Raw genomic sequence first — 25,165 nt, 5'->3', positions numbered from 1 at the left:
ACGAAGGTCGGCACTATAGCTTTTTTATTATTTCTTGTTGAAGCTGAGGGGTTAAATTTAATTAAACGTACATCTGTATGAATTTATGATTACAACTTGTGTTGGCAAGCGCTGTATAGATTTTACTGAACATCGGGATCATATTGGTGGCACCTTAGGGACTTTAATACTGCAATCAATGCTACAACAAGGATGGTTTAAACAAGAAGATAATAAACGTGAATTAACAATTACCTCAAAAGGAAGAAAAAATTTAAATTTCTTATTAATTGATAAATAGGAAACTTGCAATAAATATTAATTAGTAAAACCGTTAAAAAAATCCTCGATGTTATACTAAAATCCTGATTAACATCAGCTTAAAAATCGTTGTTAGAGTAAATAGAAGTGATAATTTTAGCAACTGACACTCTACTCTAGCTCTATTAATCTTCGCAAGTTTCCATCTTAACCATAAACTACTCAATCAATAGCCTGTTTCGATAATGAACTGAAGATAGTTTTAAATATTTATCAATAAACGGCACCCATAAAATCTTAAAGGAAATTGGCAAAAGCATGAGTGAATTAAGGCTTAATTTATCCAACTCAGTTCTGTTATTGCGTAAAATAAAAATCAAAGCAACAGACAAAAAACTTATGCCAATAAACTGCGTGCAATATAAACTAAAAAATAAAAAAGTACCCATCGCTATTTGGTAAGGGTAGATTAACCGTGAAGTAATACATACGGTATGTACAAACTGATCCTAATACAATCCCAAAATGGGTAATAGACCATAGATTAACCACCTGAAATGATATCCGTCATAACGGTACCTAATGATTATTAGGAAATGTAATTATTTTCTTTGTACCAAGTGACAACATCTCTAAACGTTTCATCTAACGGTCTAAATTTACAGCCTAATTCCTTTGCGCTCTTTTCATGACTAAAATGTGTGCGCTTGTATTCATTTCCGATCAACTTCACGGACGAATAACTTAATAAAATAGGTTTACGTGTAAATACGTGATAAATTTCCTGCCCCATTGCAATACCCTTTAATAACCATAAAGGGATACGCTTAGTTGGCATTTTTACACCAGTGCTTTTTTCAAGTAATTTAAAAATATCCTTCATTTCCATATAACGCCCTGCTGCAAGGTACTTTTCACCACTTCTACCTTTTTCTAAAGAAGCAATATGATGTTCTGCAACATCCCTAGCATCAACGACTGAAAAACTTGCAGGTAATATACCTGGCATTTTTCCAGCAACATAATCTAATACTAATTGCCCAGATGAAGTTGGGCCCATATCAAAAGGACCGTACATCCAACCAGGTAATACAATGGTTATAAACATATCAGGATGATTACTTAAAAACTCTTTAACTTTTTCTTCTGCTAAAATTTTGCTTTTATAATAATTATCACTACCTTCTATAGGGCGTCGCATGGTTTCATTAATTAATTCCCCTTTTTTACCACATAAAGTTGCAATGGATGAGGTATATACTGCCTTACGGATTCCTGCTGCATAGGCAGCTTTTAATATTTGTTCTGTACCCTTTACGTTCGTATTAATAAGTTCATCCCAATGCTTACCACCATTATAATTATCTCTAAAAAAAGCCGCACAATGAAATAATGCATCACATCCTTTTAAATGCGAACTGAAGCCTTTTATATTTAATATATCGCCCTCAATTATCTCAACCAAAGGACTATGAAATTGCTTTTTAGCTTTTTCTACCGACCTTGCCAACACTTTTACTTTAATGTTGCGATCAATCAAAATTCTTACAATACTACTGCCTAATAATCCTGTTGCACCTGTTACAAACACTACGTTCATTGCTAAAATCCTCCATTAAATAGCCCTATTTTGGCATAAAATACCGTACGGTATTTGGATACCTTTTGGTATTTCAACAAACATATGTTATTCTCAACTTTTATAATTGGCAATATTTTTTAGTCATAAATTTATCGTTTTTAAAACGTTTTTTAAAATACGTAAATATTTGGAATCTGTGAAGTAACTAAGTACATAAAGTATGCAAAGGAAAACGAGAACACAACAACAGCAAGAAACCAAAGAAATGTTATTTGCAGCTGCAATAGAACAAATTATGAAATTTGGTTTTGACAAAACAAGTATCAACTCGATAAGTGAAGGAGCAGGTTTCTCAAAAGGTGCTTTCTTCTCAAATTTTAAAAATAAATACGATTTGTTACTACAACTCACAGACAAACTTAAATCAGAAGAAAGATTCAACTTAAAATCAGCGCTTGCTATTAATAATGAAAATAACACCATCTCGATAAATGGATTAAACAGCTATGTTGATCAAATAAAAAACAATACTATTTGTGTTATTTTAGACATAGAAATGCAGCTTATTGCTAGCAGAGATCAAAACTTCAAACAGTACTACGACCAACTGCAACGAGAAAACAATGAATCGCTAGGTGAAATCATATGTTCTGTTTTCAAATCAGAAGGAGTACAACCCTCTTTACCCAATGAATCTTTGGCTCAAATATTTATAGCCCTCACGGAGGGACTCATCTTACAAAATGCTAGCAATCCTGGTGAGCAGATTAAGCATGTACTTTACGCACTAATCGAAAAAGAAAAAAATCCTATTCAAACACTTTAATATAGATACTAAAAGGGTAACAATATTCCGTTGATATTTCTCTAAAGGCTCACTTAGGGACGTTTCGGGTACCTGAGTTGGTGAGCAATGAAGAGAGTATGTACAATATGATTGTTGTACTTACTGACCATGCCCCAACATGCTCCCCATAACAACTTACCGGTTATGTACCGTTTTATGAGCTCCAGACTGTTTACACTTCGTAACTCGCTATGGGTAACAGCACATTAATGCCACAGATGAGTTTAATTTTGCTGAAGATGCCAAAACTCTTTATAAATTCCATCTTGTTGCAATAACTGCTGGTGAGTACCACTTTCCACAATTTCGCCTTTATCAATTACTACAATTTGCTCAGCACCGATGATAGTAGAAAGTCGATGAGCGATAACTAATACTGTTTTCCCTTGCACTAGCTTATTAATCACCTTTTGCACTGCCAGTTCATTCTCAGTATCGAGAGCGGCAGTTGGCTCATCGAGGATAAGAATAGGTGCATTTTTCAAAATGGCTCTGGCAATAGAGATACGCTGCCTCTCCCCACCAGAGAGACTTTTGCCAATATCATTGAGTTGTGTTTGATAACCGTCGCGGAAATTCTGGATAAATTCGTGGCAATTTGCCTGTTTACAAACTTCGATGACCTCCTCGTCACTAGCGGATAATTTTGCCATTCTAATATTATTAATTATGGTGTCTTGGAACAAATAAACATCCTGAAATACTACAGAGACTAGACTCATTAACTGACTCTGAGACATATCTCGAATATCAATACCACCGATTTTAATACTGCCTGACTTAACATCAGCAAACCGAAGAATAAGCTTGGTTATTGTAGTCTTACCGCAACCACTGGCACCAACCAAAGCGGTTAATGCTTTTTCTGGGATCTGAATGGATATATCTTTAAGAACATATTTGTCTTGCCCTCGGTACGAAAAGTTAACTCGTTCAAATTCAATATTATAGTTCTCAGGCATAATCTCTACCCTTTTTTCAGGTAATGACGGTGCATTCAACAGTTCCTGCAATTTTTCGTACCCTATAACTAATGATTCAAGCATTGATGACATTTGTACAAAATAGTTTAATACATCCGTGGAACGAGCAACGATTAATAACACGCTGGCTAATAAGAGGTAAGAAATGGTTGCAGCATTCACCAAATACGCACCTAACGAGATGATAAGGATCAAACCAACTTGAATTACAATGGTGATAATTAAGTTAGGTTTTTCGCCTTTTTTCGTGCCAATACGCAGTATATTTGCCACATCTGTTGTTACCTTAATAAATTCTGTCATCTTCTCTTCGGTTTGGCCTGTCGATTTCAATACATCAAGTCCTTGTACAAACTCGACAGCTTCCCCTTTTAATTTGGCATTAGCTTCTGCCAGAATGCTAAAACCTCTGCGATAGGCCTTCCTACGCCACAGGTAGAGTGGAATTGCCATTGGAAAGACCAAAAGCATCATCAAAGAAAGTTGCCAACTGTAAAATAACAAGGCTATTGCAGCTGATAGTGGTATAACCACGCCGGTAATGATGATATTGAGTAGCATAAATGTAAATACTGCCGCTTCATTGACACTTTGCATCATAAGGTAATTTATTTCCCCAGATCTAAACTGACTTAAATAATCTAAGGAAATATGTCTTAGCTTGTTACCTAATTTTTCCCTTAGCTCGGTAACTGCCAACGTCGAATAACCATCCGCATCATAGCGTTCACAAAGCACCTTAAAAATAAAACTACCTATCAATAGAACAACGACAATAATTAAATGAGTAACTGTTGCAGTAACACTTTTGGCTTCTAGTGCTGCAAATAAGGGATATAGTAAAACCAACGAAACGCCAAACAGACATGAGGAGATCACAGTATAAATCAGACTGCGGATCAATATTTTCTTTTGCTTACCAGCCGCATTGATTAAGCCAATATACGTTTTCAGCAATGATTTTGTTGTGCGTGTGTCTGTATTAATATACTCTTTCATCACTTTTCTCCATCAGCCAAATTAATGACTGGAATCGACCAATCTTTTGCTTTGTTATACTCTTGCCATAACAATTTATAATCACTAGAATTTTCGATTAAATCATTATGTGTCCCATGAGTTTTAATCATCCCTTTATCCAATAATATTATTTGGTCGGCATTGACAATCGTCGATAAGCGATGGGTTACCATAATGACAGTTTTATTTCTATCAATTAAACGGTTAAAGGCTTTTAACAACAAGGCCTCATTTCGGGCATCAGAAAAAGCCGTCGGTTCATCTAAAATAACGATCGGTCGATTTTGTAAAAAAACTCGGGCAATGGTGATCCTCTGTTTTTGACCACCGGATAATAACTGCCCTCTTTCTCCTGCCAGAGTGTTATATTGTTGAGGAAGTGTCAAAATGAAGTCGTGAATTTCAGCTTTTTTGGCGGCTTCAATAACATCTTCATCAGAGATATCGTCTAACCCATAGCGTATGTTATCTGCGATCGAACATGAGAATAAAAAGTTATCCTGAAAAACAAATGAGATTCTCGACATAAGTTCAGCGTATTCAATCTCTTTTATATTAACTCCACCTAAAGTTATCGTTCCAGAGGTTGCATCAAGAAAGCGTGGAATGAGATTGGTTAGCGTCGTCTTGCCAGAACCAGATGTACCAATAAGAGCAGTAAATGAATTTTCAGGAATTTTAATATTGATATTGGATAAAACAGTGTCAGAATTCTGGTAAGAAAACCCAACGTTTTTGAAAATTATCTCATTATTATCAGGTAATAGCGGGTTGGAAGGCGCCGCTAAAATTGGTAGATTTTCAACTTCAAATATCCTTTCTATTGCTGCCTTTGACTTTTGTAATATCTGAAATAGACTCATCACTGGATGAACACTTTCTGCAATACCGATCGCCAACAATAAAAAACAGAACGTCGTGATAAATGAGATTTGGTCATTTAGTTGGGCTAAACTCAATCCAACAACTAATATGATACTCATCGGCATAGCGGAGAAAAGGCTGCGAGCAATTTTTGTAGACAATCGCATAGATTGCAACCAATGAAAGACCACCTGGCTATAGTTTTCCAGTGCTTTTTGATATTGACCGAATGCTCCCTCCCCGGCATCAAATGTTCTTACCGCACTCATTCCCTGAATATATTCAATGATTTTACTGTTGATTTGAATAGTTGCATTATTATAGCTTTCCTTTAAAAGCTTAGCTTTTTTCATGATAAAACTCAGCAGTAGAAAAGTAACTAAAGTGATGGCAAATACAATGCTTGCAAAGACCCAATTAAAGATAAATAAAACCAGTAAGGTAAAAATTGGTGTAACGAATGCCTCGGCTTTTAAGGGCGGAGCATCAGCCACAAAAGCATGTAATTCTTTAATATCATCAATTAATGTTTTGACAAGATTTCCGTTGCCCATGTTTCTAACCGTTTCAATAGGTAATTGATTGATCTTTTTGATAAGCCTGGTTCGTAATATTTTTTCTAGTTCAAATGCCGCATAGTGAGACTTATCGTGAGCATAAGTTCTCAGCGTATAAAAAAGAATACTCAGAACAAGTAGAGAGACAATCGGCAATCCCGGGAAGACGCTAGCATCCAACATCAATTGGTGTAAAACCCAGATCAACGTTAACCAGATACTCAGTTTAAGCACCTGAGCAATTGATGCCAAAAATATTGAATGAGATACTTTATTCTTTACTGGCAGAAATATATCCGTGTGATTCATAATTAAGTGTATCCTTAGCCTATATCTATCATGTAATAAGAAACAATCTCTAGGTTATCGCAACTAAACATATTAACCTCGAATGCCTTTGCTTTCTCTTGCAATAAGTTAACCTTTTTACTACTGAAAATTTTTTCTTTGCTTAAGTTTTTTGCTTTGCTAAGCGAACTATACTGGCAAAGTAGGCATAACGGTCCCATTAATAGAATCTAGTCAGTTATATCAATACAGGAGAAATCCAGTATTATTTGAGTTGTTCATATAATTTAACCTTAAATCACATTGATAATTATACAGCGACTATCGTTGTTAAAATCTCAGCTCTGTAGAAATCCCCACCATACGTGGCTGTTGATAAGTTGTATACCCACCATCAATAATTTTAGTTTTTTTATCAGAGTTAAATGCATTTTCGGTATAGAGCTTTATATTGCCATGTTTGAAGTTATAGGTTATATACGCGTTTGCCTGTGAGTATCCGTTAGTTTTTGAATCTTTACTATTCGATACGGATGAGTAATAAGAGTCGGTGTAATTTAAGTTAGCTCCAATTTCAAAGCCCGCAGGCAATGTATAATAACTACCTATATTGAATGTATAACCGGGAGAACGGCTGAGTTTATTATTTTTATAATTTGGATTCCCTGAAAATTCTTTAATTTTAGTTTTCAGCAACCCTACGCCCGCAAAAAGATTTAAATCATTTGTTGCTTGCCAATTAAGATTAAACTCTACACCATAAGTCACTGCTTTATCGGCATTATCAATTACTGGGCTACCAAAAATATTATAATAAGGAAGCTGTAAATTTTTATAGTCATTATAAAATAGATTGGTACTAAGTTTTAGTCGCTTGTTTGGTGAAATCCAACGATGATACAACTCATAACTCCACACATATTCAGTATCGTATTCATATGTTGCAAAAGGTGGAATAAATGAGATTCCGGCACCTCCTGGGTTATAACCGCGTGCTACCTTGACACCTATGCGATGAGCGTCATTAAAAAGATAGGCTACGTCAAGTTTAGGCAGGAATTCCTTTTCTTTACTTTTGTAGTTCACAACAAAGAGTTTTCCTCCGTTACGTTTATGATCCTCTTGTTCATAGCGAGCAGACATATTTACTTCAATATATGCTAGAGGGTTAAACGTTACTTCGCCATATATCGCCTTCGTTTCAGTTTTATCGTGATAATTGTTTTTCTTAATTAATAACACCGATTCATCTTGAGGAGAGTTGTAGTAAAACAAACCGACTAAACCGCGATAATCTCCAGAATTGAATCTCAATATTGGCTCAACCTGAACTTCATGACCTTCAACCCGAGCTGGTCCTCCGGAGGAAAGCGCATAACGATCCTGAATATAGTTTGAATAAATAACTTTATTTTCAAATTCTAAAGCATCATTTATTTGATAACCAATATCCCAAATATTACTCGCTGAACGTACTTGGAATACTGCCCGGTAAGTTTCAGACTTATTACGTGGCTTGAACTCGCCCTGTGGCGCTCGTGAATCGATATGGGAAAACGTATAACGACTATAAAAATCAGGGAGAGTTGATGGTAACCAATAAAGCTTTGCTCTAACTGTAGTTGCTTTAAATTTACGCGAGTTACCTGCCGGATAATAATCAGCAAGATGCTCAGATGACTGTCGCTCTTGTCGATCCATACTCAGGCGTAATAATAATTCATCTTTAACTACAGGCCCAGAAAGCATCGCTGCGTACTGGCGACGGTTTTGATTACCATAATCAAACTTTACTGCACTTTCGTATTCATTGACCGGGTCGTTACTTTGCATAACCACCGATCCGGCAATAGCATTACGCCCCTGCGCATAGCTTTGCGGACCGCGATACACTTCAATCTGCTTCATATCCCATAATGATTTATTACCATAAGCCAATTCATTATAGTTTGAAGTACGACCATCGATTGAAACGTTAAAGCGAGGGCGCGCACCGGTGAAAAATGCCATAGAACCAGGCGAGTTCGAACCTTCAATACCGCGGATTGTGGGTAATTCGTTTCCTAGTCCTGTATCTATGATATTAGGTGTTTCCTTTAATACCTGATTTAAAGAGTAAAGATCTGGACGACGCTCTAGTTCTTTACTGGTAATAATGTTAACACTTGAACCGGTTTCAACCTCGCTGCGGTCAACTCTTTCGCCGACGACAATGATTATATCTTCAGGTTGTAGTGTTTCTGTCTTATTGCTGATCTCATTTGCCATACTAACTGCACTGTAGCCACTAATCATGCACAAACTAAATAAACTTAATTTAGACTTAAAACTTTTCATATACAAACCCTGTTACAATGTTATTCACATATTGCGCATATTAATGACCAGCTAGTATCAAATCCAAAATTTCGATTTTTGGTTTGTTAGTGTGTTCGTTTTATTGAGTAAAACAAAACAACCGTATATTCCAATCAGTCGAAAATAAGTGTGAAACGCTTGCTGAAGTATTTTAGTCAATTCTAAATTATCACCAACTTCCCAAACAGCATCCTCAAAGGTTTGATTTGTCGCTTTTTATTCAATAATATTCTGTTAAATAGCCATTTTTTTACTTTTTTTAAAATTTTATTTATCTGTATACAGATAAAACTGACCATTAATGATATTGATAATCATTATCAACAGTGATCTTTTATCATATTGAAAACTTATTGTCAAACCTATCAAACATTTGTTTTTTCATCATGAGAAATTCATTTAATTTATTGATATTAAATGAATTAAGGAAAATAACATTTGTATTGAGCCATTTTTTAAACAATATGCTTAACCTTTATTACCAAAGGTTAATAAGATGTTTTTTTGTGCAAATTTAGATTATTAATTGAAATATTAAATATTTTGATTTTGATCACTTATTTACATATTTCATAGCCATATTTAAATCAGTTGATGCAAGACGTTTATCATGAGGCTGGCATATCAGAGGTCAGTAATCAAATATAGATGCAGATATTAAATATATTATATAAAGAATAAAGGTACTACGAAGAATAATTAGTCAAAGGCTAGGAAAAAACATTCTGAATACATCGAATTAGTAGAAATCCTTAAAAGTCCCTTAAGAACATCTAATGAATTCTAAAAGTTAAGCAGTCAATCAATTTACTTACTTAGTAATATATGTAAAAGCAAGTAAATTGATATAATGATAATAAGTCATTTTATAGTAAAGATTTTCAACTATTATAAACACTTATTTTAACTTTATAAGTTAACAATAGTGTAAATGTGAATAGTATTCATTACATACCAATCTGTACTATTTTTTCTAAAAAAGTGAGTTTGTGTGTATTATTTGAATTTATTTTTGGTTTATTATTTTTAATAAAAAACTGCTTAAAACTAATTTTTCCAAATATCTTTGGCTAAACGAAACGCAGCCCAAGCTTTAGGCCAACCAACGTAAAATGCTACATGAGTTAAAACTTCTGCTATTTCTTGCTTCGTGATGCCGTTATTTTTTGCGGTCTGTAAATGAAATTGTAAAGAACTATCTAAGATACCACTGGCAAGTAATGCCGTAACTGTGACTAAACTTCTGTCTCTTGCTGAAAGCTCTTTTTCTCGAGACCAAACTTCACCAAATAATACATCATCATTAAGCTCAGCAAACTTAGGTGCAAATTCGCCAAGTACATCTCTTCCCGCTGTTACTTTGTTCATAATTTTTCCTTCTATTTTGTGTTATGAAAAAATCAATTTAAAAATCTAACAAATTTAGAGATTTCAATATAGTATAGTTCTCTTTTAATCATAATGGATAATTATATTAATAAAGAAATAACTTAAAAAAACTATTATTATCAATAAATCTTTTCAGTTAATTACAGTTTGTTTATTTTCTTTTTAGTCTTTAATCGCCTATTTTTCCTATTCTACCTAAATATCAATATCTAATTTATTGAATATATTATGGATTAATTAAATTATATTCTTGCTACCTATAGTTAGAATTTTCATCTTTTTTTATCAAGCCAAAATATTAACAATTATCTTCATTTGCAAGAAAATTAAAAATAATGACGGGCCATATTCTAATTTCCATAAAAATAGACAGATAAAACACAAGAACTCAAACTAAATTATTCCCCGACCAATTTGATTGCAAATTTAATTAGCAAAATTATTCACTAGCCGCCATTTATAGTGAATAAAAATCACTTATTTAACAATATTACCTAATACGAATTAATTAAATAATATTCTGAATATCATTAAATATTTAATGAGTATCAAATATATTTTCCTTAAAAATTAATTTATTAAATAAAAAAAAATAAAATTTAAACAAATTTAAAACCGATACGGTTTTTTTAACCTGATCTGGGGAGAACTTTTTTAGTAAAACCTTTACTTTATAAATGATAATTATTCTTATTTAAATTTATCTATTGTTATGAATTAAATGGAATGTCAAAGAGTGTTTATACCTTTATAGAGCATATCAGAATGCTTTTTATATGTAGTTTTAGGAAAAAATATATGAGATACAAATTAGCTTTTATTGATAGAGTAACTAATCTCCCCATATCTTCGAAAAAAATTATTATTAATTCACCGTGGTTAATGGCCGGTATTTTCTGTTTATCGTTCAATGCTATGGCAGATACAGTTGAAAAAAAAGACGATAGTGATCAAGTAGAACAATTAATAGTTACCGCTAGGCATGTAAAAGAGTCTGCCAAGGATATTCCGTTTACGGTTAATATTGTTGACGATAAAAAACTGGTTGACCGACGGGAAACAACTTTAGAAAAAGCTTTAAACGATACCGTTGGTGTGCAAGTAATTAGTAATATGGGAGCGGCGAAATCGATACGGATGCGTGGCGTAGGTTCGGTATTACCAATGAGTGGCGATGACAGTTCGGTTAGTATTAACGTCGATGGGATGCCACAGTCAAGAAGTAATACGACCTTAAATTTACTTGATGTTCAGCGTGTCGAAGTACTAAAAGGTCCACAAGGAACACTATTTGGTAGAAATAGTGAGGCTGGCGCCATCAATGTTATTTCAAAAAAACCAACTCGTTATTTTGAATCAACTTTTAGAACCGAATTTGGACAAGACCATCAAATATTAACAGAAGGTGTCATCAGCGGTCCTTTAACCGATCAGTTAAGTGGCCGTTTTGCTGTGCGTTATGATGAAGCAGATAGTATTTTAGAAAATGTTAATGATCATAAACCAGTGAGTATTCTTAGAAATAAAATCGCTAGAGGTTCATTGTTATGGGAAGCTTCAGAACTCACATCTATCTCATTTATTACTGAATTAGAAGATGCAATGGGTATGGATGATATGTATGTTATGCGTCCTTACGGTCACCATCCAAAAATTAACATTCCTAATAGCAGCGATAAGAATGATAAAAATATTTATCGTTTCAATTTTAAAGTGGAACATGAGTTGGATAATAGCTTATTGAGTTCTATTACCGGTTATTCGTATAGTAAAAATGACAAAAGATCACCAATTTATGAAGGTAGGTTGTACCACCATTTGAGCGGTATGTCACCACCATCTAATTGGTCTTATTTAACCAAAGAAAATCTTTTCAATCAAGAATTTAGAGTTTCATCTAAACCTGAAGCACCAATATTTTGGGTAGCAGGTATAAACTACTATACCAATGATCGTCATAGAAATACTTATGATGTTATGGATGTGTTTTATCCAAGTAATGCATTGAATGCTAACATTAGAAGACAATTTGAAACAGATAATGTCGGTGTGTTCGGTGAAGTCACCTACCCTATTACAGAAAAACTCAAATTAACAGCCGGTCTTCGTCAATCTTACGAAAAGAAGAATTATCATGCAAAATGGCTAGCTAACTCAATTTATGCTGAAAATAATAAAAATAAACCAACCTTGGCTTTTGATAAGCAAAAAATAACCGATAATTTTACCACTGGCCGACTAGGTTTGAACTTTTTACTTAATGATTATGCAACCTTATATGGTCTTTATTCACGAGGATATAAAACTGGTGGTTTTAATGATGAAGGTACCGATTTCGCTACTTCAGGTCATTCGGATCAAGCTTATAAATCAGCGTATGTAAACGCTTATGAAATTGGATTAAAGACTGAAAATAATACTGTAGGATTAAATACGGCATTATTTTATAACGATACTAAACGTGAACATTTAATGGCTTACAATCCAGCAACATTTGTCTCTGTGGTTGAAAATTATGATATTCAAAGTTATGGTGTGGAACTAGATGGTTTTTGGAAAGCGCCAGGGAACTTAGACTTTATCGGCGGCATAGGTTACACTAATGCAAAAATAGTCGGTACGCCTAACAAAAGTTTAGCTCATGTGAAAAAACATAACCAAGTACCGGATACCTCTCATTGGAATGCTAACTTAACCATTCTGCACTCTATACCGCTTAATCTAGCGTCAGGAATATCATTGGAAACGCAAATCACCGATCGCTATATTGGTTCTCGCCAAGCTGATGTGCAAAATAAATTTGGCTTAAAAGCTTATAACAAACTTGACGCTCGTATTGCCGTTAAAACTGAAAATGCTGAATTTTATGTATGGGGTGATAATCTATTAAATAAATCTTATGATTTATGGGGATATCATATTCCGGCGCTGTCTCATGATGGTCCAGATGCAACAATTGGTTCACCGGGTAGAGGTCGAACTTTAGGTGTTGGATTTATTTATAACTATTAACAATAATTTATTTGAAGAGAATAGACTTTAAATAAGTTAGATAATAGCTTAACCATAAACAATGTCGTCACTATTCAAGAAGATTAGAAGAATATTGGCGGCGTATCTCTTTAGGTAATACCCCAAACTGTTTTCTAAATGCTGAACTAAAATGACTAATATTGCTATAACCCATCATAATTGCCGTTTCAGTAATACTATATTCGGTTAATAACTGTTTAGCTTTATACATCCGTTCTGTCAAAAAATAAGCATAAATACTTTTCCCAAAAATCTGCTTGAAACCTTTTTTTAACTTACTCTGATTAAGACCTACTTGTTTAGCTAACCAACTAATAGTGGGAGGATTGGTTAAATCACTTACTAAATAGTTACGAGCATCATTAAATTGTTTATACTCCCATTGGGTAAATTCTTGATGCCCTAAATAATTATCAAAAGACTTAAAATACCAATTTAAGTATTTTAATACGTGAGCATATAACAATAGACGATTGGTGATTTTACAATCAGTGTTTTGCATTAAATAAAATAGTTGTCGAGCACAAGATAGTACATTTTTGTTTTGTTGTATCTGATAATGCTGCAAAAAGAAATTAACTTTTTCATTTAAATAAGAAAATTGAAAATCCATATCTCCAATCAAAACATCCAGTAATTCGGGCATTATCATAACCTCAATATTGCAAAAATCCTTGGAATGTTGTAAATGAAAAGTCTCACCATCAGCAAAGCCGAAAGTCAAATCCCCTTTATGGGTAACAAGTTTCCTATCTTTAACTTGCAAACTCAACTTACCTTGTAACTGACAATTAAAACATAAACATTTATCACTACTAGGAAATGCTTTACTGATATCGATGGCATTTAGATCATCGGCACTATTCACACATACCGCTAAACCATGTTGTAACTCAATGAATGAACTGTTTTTTTTATTATTGGGTAATTTATCCAAATGCATATATCCTCCAAACAAATAAACGATAACAAATATCATTTGCGTTTACAACAAAATAAAGCTACCATTTATCAGCTAATACTCTTTGGAGCATAGAATCTATAATATATTTATTTATAGAAGCTTATAAAACACCTCATGGAATATAAAACCATCTCCGCAGATAAACAAAAAAACTATTTTTTATTTATTATTGCACAGCTCTATATTGTACAAGGAATTCCCGTCGGATTAGCTTTTGACGCCTACCCTATCCTCTTACGTGATTCAGGTGTTTCATTAGCTGTTATAGCAATGATTCCGCTAGCTGGTTTACCATGGGTCGTTAAATTTTTATGGGCCCCTATTGTTGAAAATCACTGGATAGCTAAAATTGGCTATCGGAAAAGCTGGTTACTGCCAATGCAATGTTTATTAGCAATACTTATAACCATCATCGCCTTCACCCCTTTTACATCAGAAACGACCACTTATCTTCTTTTAGTTATTATTTTATCTTGTATCGTTTCTGCAACACTCGATATTGCAACTGATGGGCTGGCAGCTGATTTATCACAAAACAATACGATTAGCCAGATAAATAGTATTCAAGTTATGGGCAATATAACTGGTATGCTTATTGGTGGGGCTGGAGTAACAGTTTGTTATGATTATTTAGGAAAAACCTATAGTATCTTACTGTTGGTTGTGATTATTTTTGTATCGATTATACAACTCACTATATGGACAGAGCCTAATTTAGCCCACAATTCACAATCCAATTCACGAGCAAGAATCCACAATTTTTTTAAACGAAAAAATGCTTACCATATGCTATTGCTTGCGATCATGATACCTTTTGCTGGTTCGGTAATTTTAACCACAACTAAATTTATTTTACTGGATCATGGGTTCTCTGTGAGTGATGTTGGTATCTATACCGGTATTGGTGGTTATTTAACTATGCTTTTAGGTTGTGCCATTGCAGCCTATTTATTAAAAACTAAACACCCTTATCAAACGCTTAAACTTGGTTTTTGTTTATTATTTTTCCTAATTCTGTTTTGGTGTTTACTTTACTATATGCCTGATTATATTAATCCTATGACGACTACCATTATGATGACTATTTTAGGTATTGGTATAGGAACGATTAATGTTAGTATTTATACCATCACGATGATTTTTGCCAAGCAAGGAAAACAAACCGCTACAGATTATGCTATTTTTCAGAGCAGCTTATTATTCTCTGAAATAATCGGTTCTTCAATTTCAATGACAATTGCAGATTATTTTAATTATTTAATTGCCTTTTTATTGGCTCTAATAAGTATTATTGTTATTAACCTAATGATTAGAAATAAATAATAGTGTTCATTGTTTGATTACTTTATTTTGTGGATGCGTGAAATACTAGCAATAAATGAAAATAAGGCAATAAAACTGGCACAACTAAAAGCATAAAAAACAAATCGTTTAAAATCTATTCCTTTATCACCTTCTAATGAAATTATTATTACCATAACAATAGCAGCACCAATTGACTGACCAGTTGTTCTGGCTGTAGACAACATTCCTGAGGCAATAACAGTTCGATTATGTTTAACATTAATAAACATTTCTCTATTATTTGGCGGAATAAACAGACCGTAGCCAACTCCACAAATAGCGACTCGCCATAGTATATTAATTGTAGATACAGTTTCAGATAAAAAAGCTAATGAACTTAACCCAAAACAAAAAAGCACTGCACCAATTGAAGATATTTTAGTTGGATTAAAACGATTAGAAAGTATTCCAGCTAGTGGTGCACAGCAGGCTACAGCTACAGGCCATGGAGTAAACATAAATGCGGATTCAAGTACTGAGTAACCATAAGTATGTTGTAATATAAATGGTAAACTGACCAATGCTATCCCTTGAGCGATAAAAATTAAAATTGAAGAAATTACAGCAAAACTGTATATCCTCGAATGAAATATATCTAAAGGCAATAATGGATATTTTGTATGCTGTTGAGCTTTAATGAATATGATAAATAAAATTATCGCAACAAAAATACAAGATATAAGGGTTTTATTATCCCAATGTCCTATTTGATCAACCGCAATTACGGTTAACCCTAATGCAGTTGCCGAGCTTATAGCGCCTAACCAATCAAATCCTTTTTCTTTTTCGCTATCTTTGCCTAAAAAAACAAAAGAAAGTGTTATAGCGAGGATACCTAGCGGAATGTTGATATAAAAGAGCCAAGGCCAAGTTAAATATGAAATAATAAAGCCTCCCAATGCAGGCCCAATGGCGGTACCTACTGCAAAGACCATTGCATTTAATCCTAATATTGTTCCTAACATATTTGCCGGTAAAATAGTTCGATACAAACCTAACCCAACACTTATCATCATTGCATAACTTATTCCTTGCATCATCCGCATAACAACAAGAATTGAGAAGTTGGGCGAAAGACCACAACCCAAAGATGAGAGCGTAAACAACAACATGCCTAATTTAAAAAAAAGTTTTTCTCCAACCCTTGAAGATAATGATGCACAAATTAGCATAGTTGCAGCACTAGCGATCTGATAACTATTAACAATCCAAATACTTGATGACACCTCAATATCTAATACATTAACAATAGAAGGTAATGCAATATTCACAATTGAACCATCTAGTGCCGACATCCCGACGCCGATTAAAATTGCTGCTGTAGCAAAATAACGTCTTGAACTACCAAATTCTTGTGTATGGTTGTTTATCATATTAATTTATCTTTTTAATAAGTATTTATATTGAATTGCCGTATTATCACTAGCCTATTTGGATACACAACATTAACAAACGATATGCGTTGTTTAGAAGATCTAAAATCATGTTCAGTCATTTGATTGTGTAACCATTTTGCTATAAAGTAATTAAATGAATTTATTGCTAAAAATTATATTTATTACAATACAAGAAAACCAATGAATAAAACCGAATACCTTATCGAAAAGATAGATGCCTTAATCATATCCAATTTTAGATAATTGATTCGGTAATAGTGTTGGCTCTAAACTGAAAATGCAGTACATATTAGTTTGACTACAATATGATTCTTAAATCGAACATTGTTATTTAAATATAATTATTTGAAAATTATTCACAAATCCAAAAACTATCTATTAGTCCCTATATCAAATTGATTTATAACATAAGGTGTTAAATGAAAATAAGTGAACTTCAAGCGTTCGTAACAGTTGTAGAAACAGGTAATATAACCTTAGCTGCTGAGCGTTTGAATCGTGTCCAATCGAGTATTTCTCATAGAATACAAAGTCTTGAAAACAATCTTGATACCCTTTTGTTGGACAGAAAAACTGGAGGATGCATTCCAACTAAACAAGGATTGATATTGTATGAATATGCACTCAAAATTTTAAAGTTAGCGGACGATTGCAAAAAAAATATCGCCAATAGCAAAGAAAATTATGCAAATATAAATGTTGGAATAATTGAATGCCTACCACCTTATATCATTACGTCCTTAATTAATTTAGGGCAAGAACTCGGATTAAATATTAATATTACAATCGGCAATACTCTGAGTTTACTCAATGCTTATGATAAAAATGAATTTGATGTTGTAATTATTGGTTCTGGCTTTTCAAACGAAAAACATACAACTAAAATACTACTTGCATCTGAACTCGTTATAGCAACAGATAAAAGTCACCCAACAATTACCAATATTGCTAATCTTGATGGCAAAACTTTTTTGGTCAGTAGTAAACAATGCGCAACATCAAAACGAAACTTCGAAATGTTATTTAATGCCTGTAATATTAAACCAGAACGAGTAATTGAATGTGGATCTTATCCTGTACTTTTTTCAAATATAGCATTAGGAAAAGGAATCGCATTAGTATTACGTTGTTCAATTAGTAATGAGATAAAAAACAAAATTAAACTACATAAGCTAGACAAACAATTTAATGAGTTCAAAATCGAATTGGTCCATCACACAAACTATTCTTATTTTGACATCAACAAATTGATTAATATGATTACTTCAGTTTTTCAAGATCCTCGATTAAGCTATATAGGCTATTGATAATAACTTTTGTTTAAGAAATATGATAAAGATATAACTTGCAATGGATATGAATTTATAAAATAACGCTAATTCACATTACAGTTAATATAAAAGTACTTAACCTATTAATTCAATGAAAAAATCATTTTTGATAAATAACCATACTTAATCAATCATCTATAACTATTTCATATCCTGTTCGATTTTTTTTGATATAACCGAAACCTTTGGATCCAAAATGCATACCACCAACAAGCATGTTATCGCGACAAACCATTTTTAGCACTTGGGAACGTGTTTCTGTTGCTAATTTCGGATCATAATCAAAAGCAATAGAGACATTTGGTTTTAATAATTGAATATATGGGAAATGGACAATATCCCCCCAAATTAATAAACTTTGCTTACTACCAACAATTTTATAACCCGTATGTCCTGGTGTATGGCCTGGTAGAGGAATAGCAAATATATTAGGAAATACCTGATTTTTATTAATGAAACTCAATCTATCTTGATACTGTTTGCAAACATTGCGAGCTAAAATAATATTATTTTTTACACGTTCTGAAGCAGCTATAAAAGATTTTTCATCTTGCAAATAATTATACTCATCTTCACTAATCAATAAATTAGCATTTCGAAAAACAACCTCCCCATTTGAAGTAAGCAAACCGCCAATATGATCTGGATGAGCATGAGTTAATAGGATAGCATCGATATCTGTAGCTTTAAGACCTAGTTTAGTTAAATTATTAACTAATTCTCCTCCCCACCCTTTTACTCCACCAGCACCAGCATCAATTAGAATATTCATTCCTTGTTTTTGAACTAAAAATGTATTGATATGCACGGCATTTAGTTTTTTTTGATGAGCATTTCGCTGGATTCTTTCACATTCTGCAACATCAATATTTACCAGTAAATCAAAGTTAACCTCCAAATAACCATCACTAATTGCTGTAACTAAAATATTTCCTAGTTCTTTGTTTGAAAATTCGTTATTCATAGTTAGTAACCTTTAATTTTTAGCAAATATATAGTCGACGTCATACATAAAACAACGAATTCTGGCTTTAACAGCCATTTTTTCTTCAATTAATAAATCAACCTGATGTAAATAGGTTTTCATCACCTCTTCACTACGAAAAATTTCTTTTCTTAATTTGGCTTCAAAATAGATCGGTCTTCCATAACCGATATCAGTTGTTAAATAAGCTATGAGTATATTATCATCTTTGGCTTTCAACACTTTTTGGGTTAACTGTTTTAAACAAATTGAAAATTCAGAAAAAGCTTCATTTTCAATCTTATGGTTTTCTGAAGTATAAATTGTAATACTTGGCATTTAATCCTCTCCATTATCAACTTAACTGAATTTATTAACCTAACCAAATAAGTACTATCATCTTTTAAAGCGTAGCAATATTATTAAAAGATTATATATTTTATGCTAATGGATAATTTCGATGTCCTCATCGAAATGGTTAATAGACAAATTAGATTAGAGCATGATTTTTATTTATAAATAGGCATAGAACTGGAGGCTAACAATTTTAGTTTAGGATTAAACATTTCTTTTTAGACTAAAGTATCTTGTTAATGAAAAAGGACGCTTCACCACTGACATGGGTAATAAATGACTTAGCGATTTTTTGGGTTTATCAAATAACGCTAAGGTCCAACCGCCTTCGATCATAAATTCAAAAGAAAGCCTTTTTTCTGAAACAATCACTAAATCACTGAAAAAAACCTGTATAATACTTTTGGTATATCATTGCTTTATCAATTATTCGATTTTGTTGTAAATCGAATAAATAAATAGCTAAAATTTCTTCAAATGGACAATCAAAAGTAACAAATAACAAAATATTATTATCAGCTGTTAACAGAGCTGCCTCTAAGCAAGTTCCATCTATATGAACTTTACTGTCATGGCCATCAATAATGATTGTATTGTTATGGATTTGTATATTGGTTAATTTTTTAATCATAAAGCAGCTACTTTTATTTGCCCCTAACTAACATTAGTTCAACATTTATAAAAAAATAATAATGCAGATAATAAAGCTAAATATATATTTAATATCATAATAATATAAGTAAGATAAGTAAGATAAGTAAGATAATCTGTTTTATATTATTTTATAGAAACATCATTATAAACAATTGATTATAATGCTAACAATAAGGATTATCGCTGATTTAGTAATGAGCAATAGATCATAAATTTAAGTTTTATTAGAAAAAGTATTTCATCATCTGCTTTTGCAGAAATTATTAATACATAATTTTTTAAAGAGGTAAATAAATTGGCTAAAGTAAATACTTCACTGTTAAAAAGACGATTGGATATTGCCGAAATAGTTAGAAAACAAGGTGAAGTTAAAGTTGATGAATTATCTGAATTATTAAATGTATCGGCTGTCACAATACGACAAGATTTAAATTATTTAGAACAACAAGGTTATCTTAAGCGATCCTTCGGCGGTGCTATATATTTACAGCCAAAAGATAGTTTTGATAAATCTCATCAAGAATCAAACAATGAAGCCAATAACTCTTACTCAGATATTAGTTTGATTATGCGATGTTTATCATTCATTAATGATGGTGATACAATATGTTTATTAAATGGCAGGATAACTAGCAAACTCATACCATATTTATATAATAAGAAAAATCTCACTTTGTTTGTAAATGATTTAAGTTTTGCTATGTTAGCAAAAGATTATATTCAAGGAGAAATAGTATTAATTGGAGGAGTTTTTAATCAAAAATATACCAATTTTGATAAAAAAGATGTGCAAACGATCTTAACTAAATATGAATTATCTACTGTTATATTTGAAATAGAGGCAATCAAAATCGATGATGAAATTGCCATATCTAATGGTCAATTGATGGAAGGATATCAATTATTATTAAACAACGCTAATTGTCGCATCGCGCTTCTCCCCAGTCGAATTGAAGAAAATGATACTTTTGGATTCGCTTCACTTCAACAAATTGATGTAATCATTCTTTCTAACTCAACAATGGCAGAATATCATCAGCAGATAACTAATTGTTCATTTAAACAATCTAGTGTTAATAAAGATAGCGTTATCTATCAAAACTCAATGAAAAACTAAAATTAATTTAGAATTCCTGCAAATAAATATGATATCAGTTATGCTTATTTGACTAGCTGAGCGTTAGTAGTAGTTAAGTAATTTATTTCAATAATATATTTACTAAAAATATCATTAATACAAGGAGTTTATTATTGATTTCTTAGAAACAGTAATACCTTGAATACTTTGATATAAACTATTATTTAGTTAGATTTTTTTATTTGGTATTGTAAGCTAATTTTAGTTAAGATTCGCCCTAAAATTAGTGACAATGTCACTTAAATAAATGGGAATTTTGATAGCTACTTTCAATATTATTGATTGCTGAAGGCGTAAAACAATATATAAAAATTATTGATTATTATTAATATAATATACTGTTTTCTATTGAAAAGTTAATTAAAAAGCCCCTTATTAGGGGCTTAATCATGATTGAAATAAACTATTTTTGTAGGAATTTTTCAAGCTGCTCTAATGTTGACGTACCTTGCATTGGTCCTTGTTTTGTCACCGCCAATGCACCGCAAGCATTAGCATAAGTTAAGGCTTTTTTGGCTGTAAAACCTTTATGAATTAAAGCAACATATGCGCCACCAAAGCAATCCCCGGCTCCAGTCGGATCTATTTCGGTAACTAAATGAGGTTGCACATCAAAAGATTCACTTGCTGAATAATAACTCGCTCCTTTATCACCTTTTTTTATAACAATAGACGATATACCATTATTTAAAAAATAATCGATTGCTTGTTTCTCATTATCCGTATCGGCTAATAATGTGACTTCACTTTCGCTTGGTAGGTAAATATCGGTTTGTTGTAATATTGCTAACAGCGCCTCTTTCACGCCAGGCAGATTTAACATTTCCTTGCGGATATTAGGATCAAAGGAAATAATACCCTTATTTTGTTTAACTATTGCTATAGCCTTTTTAGCGGTATCAAGAATTTGTTTAGAAAACAATGAAGATCCCATTATATGAAGATGATCACAATCTTGTAAAATCTTTTGACTAACCATGTCTTCATTAATCAGAGCACAAGCAGCATTTTTTATATTAAAAATAAAATCTCGACTACCATCCTCATGATAAGTTACAAATGCGCTTCCGGTAGTTTGGTCATCCATAACTTTAATATTAGAGATATCAACACCATCATCAGCAAGTTTTTTTATGTTTAACTCACCAAAGCCATCATTACCAACACAACTTATCATCGCTGCTGGTTCATCTAATTTAGCCACTTGATCGATAAAAATTGCTGGAGCACCACTGGCAAATGGGCCCTTCCATAGTCCATCATGAGTAAATAATTGCCCTTTTTGGTTAGCCATAATTTCGACAACAATTTCACCTAGTGTAAATACTTTTTTCATATTAATTCAACTCCACTTAAACTCTGTTTTTCTTATTACGAACATCAATATATACAGCTAATAGAATGACTAATCCTTTAACAACTAGTTGATAAAAATAAGGAATGTTCATCAAGTTCATGCCGTTATTAATAACACCGATGATTAGAGCGCCTATCATTGTTCCAATAATTGTGCCGTGACCGCCATTTAAGCTTGTTCCACCTAAAACAGCTGAAGCAATAGCATCTAATTCATATCCTTGCGCGGTACTTGGTTGACCTGAATAGAGTCTTGATGCTAACAATAACCCACTGATCCCTGCCATTAATGCAGTTATCATGAATACTTGTATTTTTAATTTTTTAACATTAATTCCTGAATAAACGGCAGCTTCTTTGTTGCCACCAGTAATATAAATTTTTCGACCAAATGTTGTTTTAGATAAGATAAAATGATTGACTAATAACAATATTAATAGCACCCATATTGGATTAGGTATTGAAAAAATATCACCATTACCTAATTCAAGAAATACATCATCCATAATCATCTCGGGTTTACCATCGGTAATGATATAAGCAATTCCGCGGAAAATTCCCATGGTTGCCACAGTAACAATAAACGAAGGAATACCAGCAAGAGCCGTTAAACTACCATTTATAAAACCAACAGCAATTGAAAGTAGCAAGGCTATAGATATAGCAAGATAAAATGGTAATCCCCAAAGTAAAGCAAGTGCCGCTAATGTACCTGTTAACGCTATAGTTGAACCAACTGATAAATCGATATCACCAAGTAACAATACATATGTCATACCAAATGCAGTAATCGCAATAATTGATACTTGCAAGACGATATTCATAATGTTGGTACTCGTTAAAAAGTTACTATTCATAAATGAAAACAGAATGAATAAAGCAATTAGCCCGATAACAATTCCCCCATATTGACGGAATACTTTAAAAAAAGATTCTTTAAAATTACTATTATTCATCGAGGTATTTTCTTTAGTATTCATGCAGATGCTCCTGTTGCTATATTCATTACTTCTGGTTGAGTTAACCCTTCAGTATTAAATTCCTTTACAATTTTTTTATTACGCATAACAAATAGACGATCACTGATAGACATCACCTCGGGTAGTTCTGATGAGATCATAATGATTGCAGTACCTTTTGATGATAGTTCTCTTATTAATTTATAAATTTCCAATTTGGCACCAATATCTATTCCCCGAGTTGGTTCGTCTAAAATCAAAATTTTAGGTGGCTTCACTAACCATTTGGCAATAACGATTTTTTGTTGGTTACCACCACTTAAACTACCGGTTACTTGGAATGGATTATTGGTTTTAATAGCCATCTTTTTTATATATTTAGTCGAATTTAATAATTCTTTTCTATTATTGATGATAAAAGATGGCTCATATTGAAAGGCAATATGATTAATATTTGAATGAACATCATGCATCAAAACCAAGCCTTCTTCTTTACGATTTTCGGTAACGAAAGCAAGGCCATGTTCAATGGCTTGAGTTGGTGAATTAATATTGACTTTTTTACCTGAAATAAAAATCTCACCTTGGTATTTAGTTACCCCAAACAACGCTTTCATCACTTCTGACCTACCGGCACCAACTAAACCAAAAAAGCCAACTACTTCACCAGAATGCACCTTAAAGCTAATATTCTTGAATTCTCTAGAATGATCTAAGTTTCTAACTTCTAATAAAGGTGGATCATCTTGAATTTGATGGGGTAATTTTGGTGGATAAATATTTTGTACTTCACGACCAACCATTTCAGCAATCAACTCATCGATGGTGGTTTCGTTTTTTTGATGGGTGGCAATATACTCGCCATCACGCATAACAGAAATATCATCAGAGATACGCATGATCTCATCCATCCGGTGCGAAATATATATAATTGCAACACCTTTCTGTTTAAGCTTCTCTATTATATTGAAGAGTAGTTCTGCTTCATTATCACTTAATGATGAAGTCGGTTCATCCATGATTAATACTTTTGCGTCATAACTAAGTGCTTTAGCAATTTCAACCAATTGCCGTTGCGCCATAGACATGGTTCCAACGATTTGTGCTGGATTCAATTTGATACCATACTCAGCAAATAATGCATTACAATTTTTAATCATTTGATTATCAGAGATAATGCCGTATTTATTTGGTTCATTATTGGCATAAATATTCTGAGCAATCGTTAGGTTATTACTTAAACTCAATTCTTGGAAAACAATAGCAATCCCTATCTTTCTTGATTCTGTTGGATTCTTTATAGTAATAACATTGCCTTGATAGGTAATTGTTCCACTACTTGGCGGATAAATTCCGGCGAGAATTTTCATTAATGTAGATTTTCCTGCGCCATTTTCGCCCAATAGCGTATGAACTCTACCTTGGTAGATGTCTAAACTAACATTTTTCAAAGCTTGAATCGGACCAAAATTTTTGGCAATAGAATCCACAGATAAAATGATATTATTCATTAGTTGATTCCTTGTGGAAGGGATAGATATTA

20 protein-coding genes are annotated in these 25,165 nt (G+C 32.7%); 6 read left to right on the top strand and 14 right to left on the bottom strand.

Going from position 1 to position 25,165, the window contains the following annotated elements; genetic code table 11:
* Positions 1-85 precede the first annotated feature (85 nt).
* Positions 86-280: a hypothetical protein gene (locus AC5LXI_RS08110; protein WP_493441879.1), complete on the top strand. Its 195-nt coding sequence runs from the start codon at positions 86-88 to the stop codon at positions 278-280.
* A 178-nt stretch (positions 281-458) separates the two neighbouring features.
* Here the strand turns inward: AC5LXI_RS08110 and AC5LXI_RS08105 are convergent, their stop codons facing one another.
* Together AC5LXI_RS08105 and AC5LXI_RS08100 are read right to left on the bottom strand one after the other, a co-directional pair.
* Positions 459-689 (bottom strand): hypothetical protein, encoded by a 231-nt coding sequence (locus AC5LXI_RS08105; RefSeq protein WP_493441878.1) that lies wholly within the window; start codon positions 687-689, stop codon positions 459-461.
* Positions 690-829: 140 nt separating this feature from the next.
* The gene (locus AC5LXI_RS08100; protein ID WP_493441877.1) at positions 830-1,840 is read right to left on the bottom strand and encodes an SDR family oxidoreductase; all 1,011 of its coding nucleotides are present in this window, start codon (positions 1,838-1,840) and stop codon (positions 830-832) included.
* A gap of 202 nt (positions 1,841-2,042) precedes the next feature.
* Here AC5LXI_RS08100 and AC5LXI_RS08095 point away from each other — a divergent pair, with 202 nt between their 5' ends.
* A complete protein-coding gene (locus AC5LXI_RS08095) occupies positions 2,043-2,648 on the top strand; it encodes a TetR/AcrR family transcriptional regulator (protein ID WP_493441876.1) in 606 nt (201 codons plus the stop codon).
* A gap of 245 nt (positions 2,649-2,893) precedes the next feature.
* On the opposite strand, the gene AC5LXI_RS08090 is transcribed toward AC5LXI_RS08095, so the two are convergent.
* The 4 genes from AC5LXI_RS08090 to AC5LXI_RS08075 all read right to left on the bottom strand — a co-directional run bounded on the left by AC5LXI_RS08090 (position 2,894) and on the right by AC5LXI_RS08075 (position 10,107).
* Complete coding sequence (locus tag AC5LXI_RS08090) at positions 2,894-4,651, bottom strand: ABC transporter ATP-binding protein (RefSeq protein ID WP_493441875.1); 1,758 nt, start codon at positions 4,649-4,651, stop codon at positions 2,894-2,896.
* Positions 4,651-6,402 carry an ABC transporter ATP-binding protein gene (locus AC5LXI_RS08085; RefSeq protein WP_493441874.1) on the bottom strand — a complete coding sequence of 584 codons (1,752 nt, stop codon included), beginning with the start codon at positions 6,400-6,402 and terminating at the stop codon, positions 4,651-4,653. Before AC5LXI_RS08085 ends, AC5LXI_RS08090 begins: the two co-directional genes overlap by 1 nt.
* A gap of 309 nt (positions 6,403-6,711) precedes the next feature.
* Complete coding sequence (locus AC5LXI_RS08080) at positions 6,712-8,718, bottom strand: TonB-dependent receptor (RefSeq protein WP_493441873.1); 2,007 nt, start codon at positions 8,716-8,718, stop codon at positions 6,712-6,714.
* Between the two features lie 1,068 nt (positions 8,719-9,786).
* The gene (locus AC5LXI_RS08075) at positions 9,787-10,107 is read right to left on the bottom strand and encodes a carboxymuconolactone decarboxylase family protein (RefSeq protein WP_086359956.1); all 321 of its coding nucleotides are present in this window, start codon (positions 10,105-10,107) and stop codon (positions 9,787-9,789) included.
* A gap of 819 nt (positions 10,108-10,926) precedes the next feature.
* On the opposite strand from AC5LXI_RS08075, the gene AC5LXI_RS08070 reads away from it, so the two are divergent.
* The gene (locus AC5LXI_RS08070) at positions 10,927-13,140 is read left to right on the top strand and encodes a TonB-dependent receptor (protein WP_493441872.1); all 2,214 of its coding nucleotides are present in this window, start codon (positions 10,927-10,929) and stop codon (positions 13,138-13,140) included.
* Between the two features lie 70 nt (positions 13,141-13,210).
* Here AC5LXI_RS08070 and AC5LXI_RS08065 read toward each other — a convergent pair whose 3' ends face one another.
* Positions 13,211-14,104: a helix-turn-helix transcriptional regulator gene (locus tag AC5LXI_RS08065; RefSeq protein WP_493441871.1), complete on the bottom strand. Its 894-nt coding sequence runs from the start codon at positions 14,102-14,104 to the stop codon at positions 13,211-13,213.
* A gap of 135 nt (positions 14,105-14,239) precedes the next feature.
* On the opposite strand from AC5LXI_RS08065, the gene AC5LXI_RS08060 reads away from it, so the two are divergent.
* Positions 14,240-15,448, top strand: a complete 1,209-nt coding sequence (locus AC5LXI_RS08060; RefSeq protein WP_493441870.1) for an MFS transporter — start codon at positions 14,240-14,242, stop codon at positions 15,446-15,448.
* Positions 15,449-15,465: 17 nt separating this feature from the next.
* Here AC5LXI_RS08060 and AC5LXI_RS08055 read toward each other — a convergent pair whose 3' ends face one another.
* Complete coding sequence (locus tag AC5LXI_RS08055) at positions 15,466-16,842, bottom strand: MFS transporter (RefSeq protein WP_493441869.1); 1,377 nt, start codon at positions 16,840-16,842, stop codon at positions 15,466-15,468.
* A 443-nt stretch (positions 16,843-17,285) separates the two neighbouring features.
* Here AC5LXI_RS08055 and AC5LXI_RS08050 point away from each other — a divergent pair, with 443 nt between their 5' ends.
* Positions 17,286-18,173, top strand: a complete 888-nt coding sequence (locus tag AC5LXI_RS08050; protein ID WP_493441868.1) for a LysR family transcriptional regulator — start codon at positions 17,286-17,288, stop codon at positions 18,171-18,173.
* A gap of 151 nt (positions 18,174-18,324) precedes the next feature.
* Here the strand turns inward: AC5LXI_RS08050 and AC5LXI_RS08045 are convergent, their stop codons facing one another.
* The 3 genes from AC5LXI_RS08045 to AC5LXI_RS08035 form a co-directional block, all read right to left on the bottom strand.
* Positions 18,325-19,161: an MBL fold metallo-hydrolase gene (locus AC5LXI_RS08045; RefSeq protein WP_493441867.1), complete on the bottom strand. Its 837-nt coding sequence runs from the start codon at positions 19,159-19,161 to the stop codon at positions 18,325-18,327.
* Between the two features lie 12 nt (positions 19,162-19,173).
* Positions 19,174-19,500 carry a hypothetical protein gene (locus AC5LXI_RS08040; RefSeq protein ID WP_493441866.1) on the bottom strand — a complete coding sequence of 109 codons (327 nt, stop codon included), beginning with the start codon at positions 19,498-19,500 and terminating at the stop codon, positions 19,174-19,176.
* A 391-nt stretch (positions 19,501-19,891) separates the two neighbouring features.
* Positions 19,892-20,146, bottom strand: coding sequence for a hypothetical protein (locus tag AC5LXI_RS08035; protein WP_493441865.1), 255 nt, complete (start codon positions 20,144-20,146; stop codon positions 19,892-19,894).
* 318 nt (positions 20,147-20,464) lie between these two features.
* Here AC5LXI_RS08035 and AC5LXI_RS08030 point away from each other — a divergent pair, with 318 nt between their 5' ends.
* The gene (locus AC5LXI_RS08030; RefSeq protein ID WP_493441864.1) at positions 20,465-21,286 is read left to right on the top strand and encodes a DeoR/GlpR family DNA-binding transcription regulator; all 822 of its coding nucleotides are present in this window, start codon (positions 20,465-20,467) and stop codon (positions 21,284-21,286) included.
* Between the two features lie 424 nt (positions 21,287-21,710).
* Here AC5LXI_RS08030 and AC5LXI_RS08025 read toward each other — a convergent pair whose 3' ends face one another.
* Genes AC5LXI_RS08025 through AC5LXI_RS08015 form a run of 3 tightly spaced genes read right to left on the bottom strand, consistent with a single transcriptional unit; the run spans position 21,711 to position 25,133 of the window.
* Positions 21,711-22,643: a sugar kinase gene (locus tag AC5LXI_RS08025; protein ID WP_493441863.1), complete on the bottom strand. Its 933-nt coding sequence runs from the start codon at positions 22,641-22,643 to the stop codon at positions 21,711-21,713.
* 16 nt (positions 22,644-22,659) lie between these two features.
* Positions 22,660-23,643: an ABC transporter permease gene (locus AC5LXI_RS08020; protein WP_198192066.1), complete on the bottom strand. Its 984-nt coding sequence runs from the start codon at positions 23,641-23,643 to the stop codon at positions 22,660-22,662.
* On the bottom strand, positions 23,640-25,133 hold the full coding sequence (locus AC5LXI_RS08015; protein ID WP_065578794.1) for a sugar ABC transporter ATP-binding protein: 1,494 nt from the start codon (positions 25,131-25,133) through the stop codon (positions 23,640-23,642). Before AC5LXI_RS08015 ends, AC5LXI_RS08020 begins: the two co-directional genes overlap by 4 nt.
* Positions 25,134-25,165: the final 32 nt, after the last annotated feature.

The sequence above is a fragment of the Gilliamella sp. LMG 34361 genome (assembly GCF_984569075.1).
Note: the sequence above shows the minus strand (reverse complement) of the source record. Positions and strands in the feature narration are given on the sequence as shown.

Bases quoted from the DNA above. Each gene is read 5' to 3' on its own strand.
- AC5LXI_RS08080 (WP_493441873.1), bottom strand. From the start codon at position 8,718: ATGAAAAGTTTTAAGTCTAAATTAAGTTTATTTAGTTTGTGCATGATT.
- AC5LXI_RS08025 (WP_493441863.1), bottom strand. From the start codon at position 22,643: ATGAAAAAAGTATTTACACTAGGTGAAATTGTTGTCGAAATTATGGCT.
- AC5LXI_RS08085 (WP_493441874.1), bottom strand. From the start codon at position 6,402: ATGAATCACACGGATATATTTCTGCCAGTAAAGAATAAAGTATCTCAT.
- AC5LXI_RS08050 (WP_493441868.1), top strand. From the start codon at position 17,286: ATGAAAATAAGTGAACTTCAAGCGTTCGTAACAGTTGTAGAAACAGGT.
- AC5LXI_RS08070 (WP_493441872.1), top strand. From the start codon at position 10,927: ATGAGATACAAATTAGCTTTTATTGATAGAGTAACTAATCTCCCCATA.
- AC5LXI_RS08020 (WP_198192066.1), bottom strand. From the start codon at position 23,643: ATGAATACTAAAGAAAATACCTCGATGAATAATAGTAATTTTAAAGAA.
- AC5LXI_RS08095 (WP_493441876.1), top strand. From the start codon at position 2,043: ATGCAAAGGAAAACGAGAACACAACAACAGCAAGAAACCAAAGAAATG.
- AC5LXI_RS08035 (WP_493441865.1), bottom strand. From the start codon at position 20,146: ATGATTAAAAAATTAACCAATATACAAATCCATAACAATACAATCATT.
- AC5LXI_RS08090 (WP_493441875.1), bottom strand. From the start codon at position 4,651: ATGAAAGAGTATATTAATACAGACACACGCACAACAAAATCATTGCTG.
- AC5LXI_RS08100 (WP_493441877.1), bottom strand. From the start codon at position 1,840: ATGAACGTAGTGTTTGTAACAGGTGCAACAGGATTATTAGGCAGTAGT.
- AC5LXI_RS08110 (WP_493441879.1), top strand. From the start codon at position 86: ATGATTACAACTTGTGTTGGCAAGCGCTGTATAGATTTTACTGAACAT.
- AC5LXI_RS08065 (WP_493441871.1), bottom strand. From the start codon at position 14,104: ATGCATTTGGATAAATTACCCAATAATAAAAAAAACAGTTCATTCATT.
- AC5LXI_RS08055 (WP_493441869.1), bottom strand. From the start codon at position 16,842: ATGATAAACAACCATACACAAGAATTTGGTAGTTCAAGACGTTATTTT.
- AC5LXI_RS08075 (WP_086359956.1), bottom strand. From the start codon at position 10,107: ATGAACAAAGTAACAGCGGGAAGAGATGTACTTGGCGAATTTGCACCT.
- AC5LXI_RS08040 (WP_493441866.1), bottom strand. From the start codon at position 19,500: ATGCCAAGTATTACAATTTATACTTCAGAAAACCATAAGATTGAAAAT.
- AC5LXI_RS08015 (WP_065578794.1), bottom strand. From the start codon at position 25,133: ATGAATAATATCATTTTATCTGTGGATTCTATTGCCAAAAATTTTGGT.
- AC5LXI_RS08045 (WP_493441867.1), bottom strand. From the start codon at position 19,161: ATGAATAACGAATTTTCAAACAAAGAACTAGGAAATATTTTAGTTACA.
- AC5LXI_RS08060 (WP_493441870.1), top strand. From the start codon at position 14,240: ATGGAATATAAAACCATCTCCGCAGATAAACAAAAAAACTATTTTTTA.
- AC5LXI_RS08105 (WP_493441878.1), bottom strand. From the start codon at position 689: ATGGGTACTTTTTTATTTTTTAGTTTATATTGCACGCAGTTTATTGGC.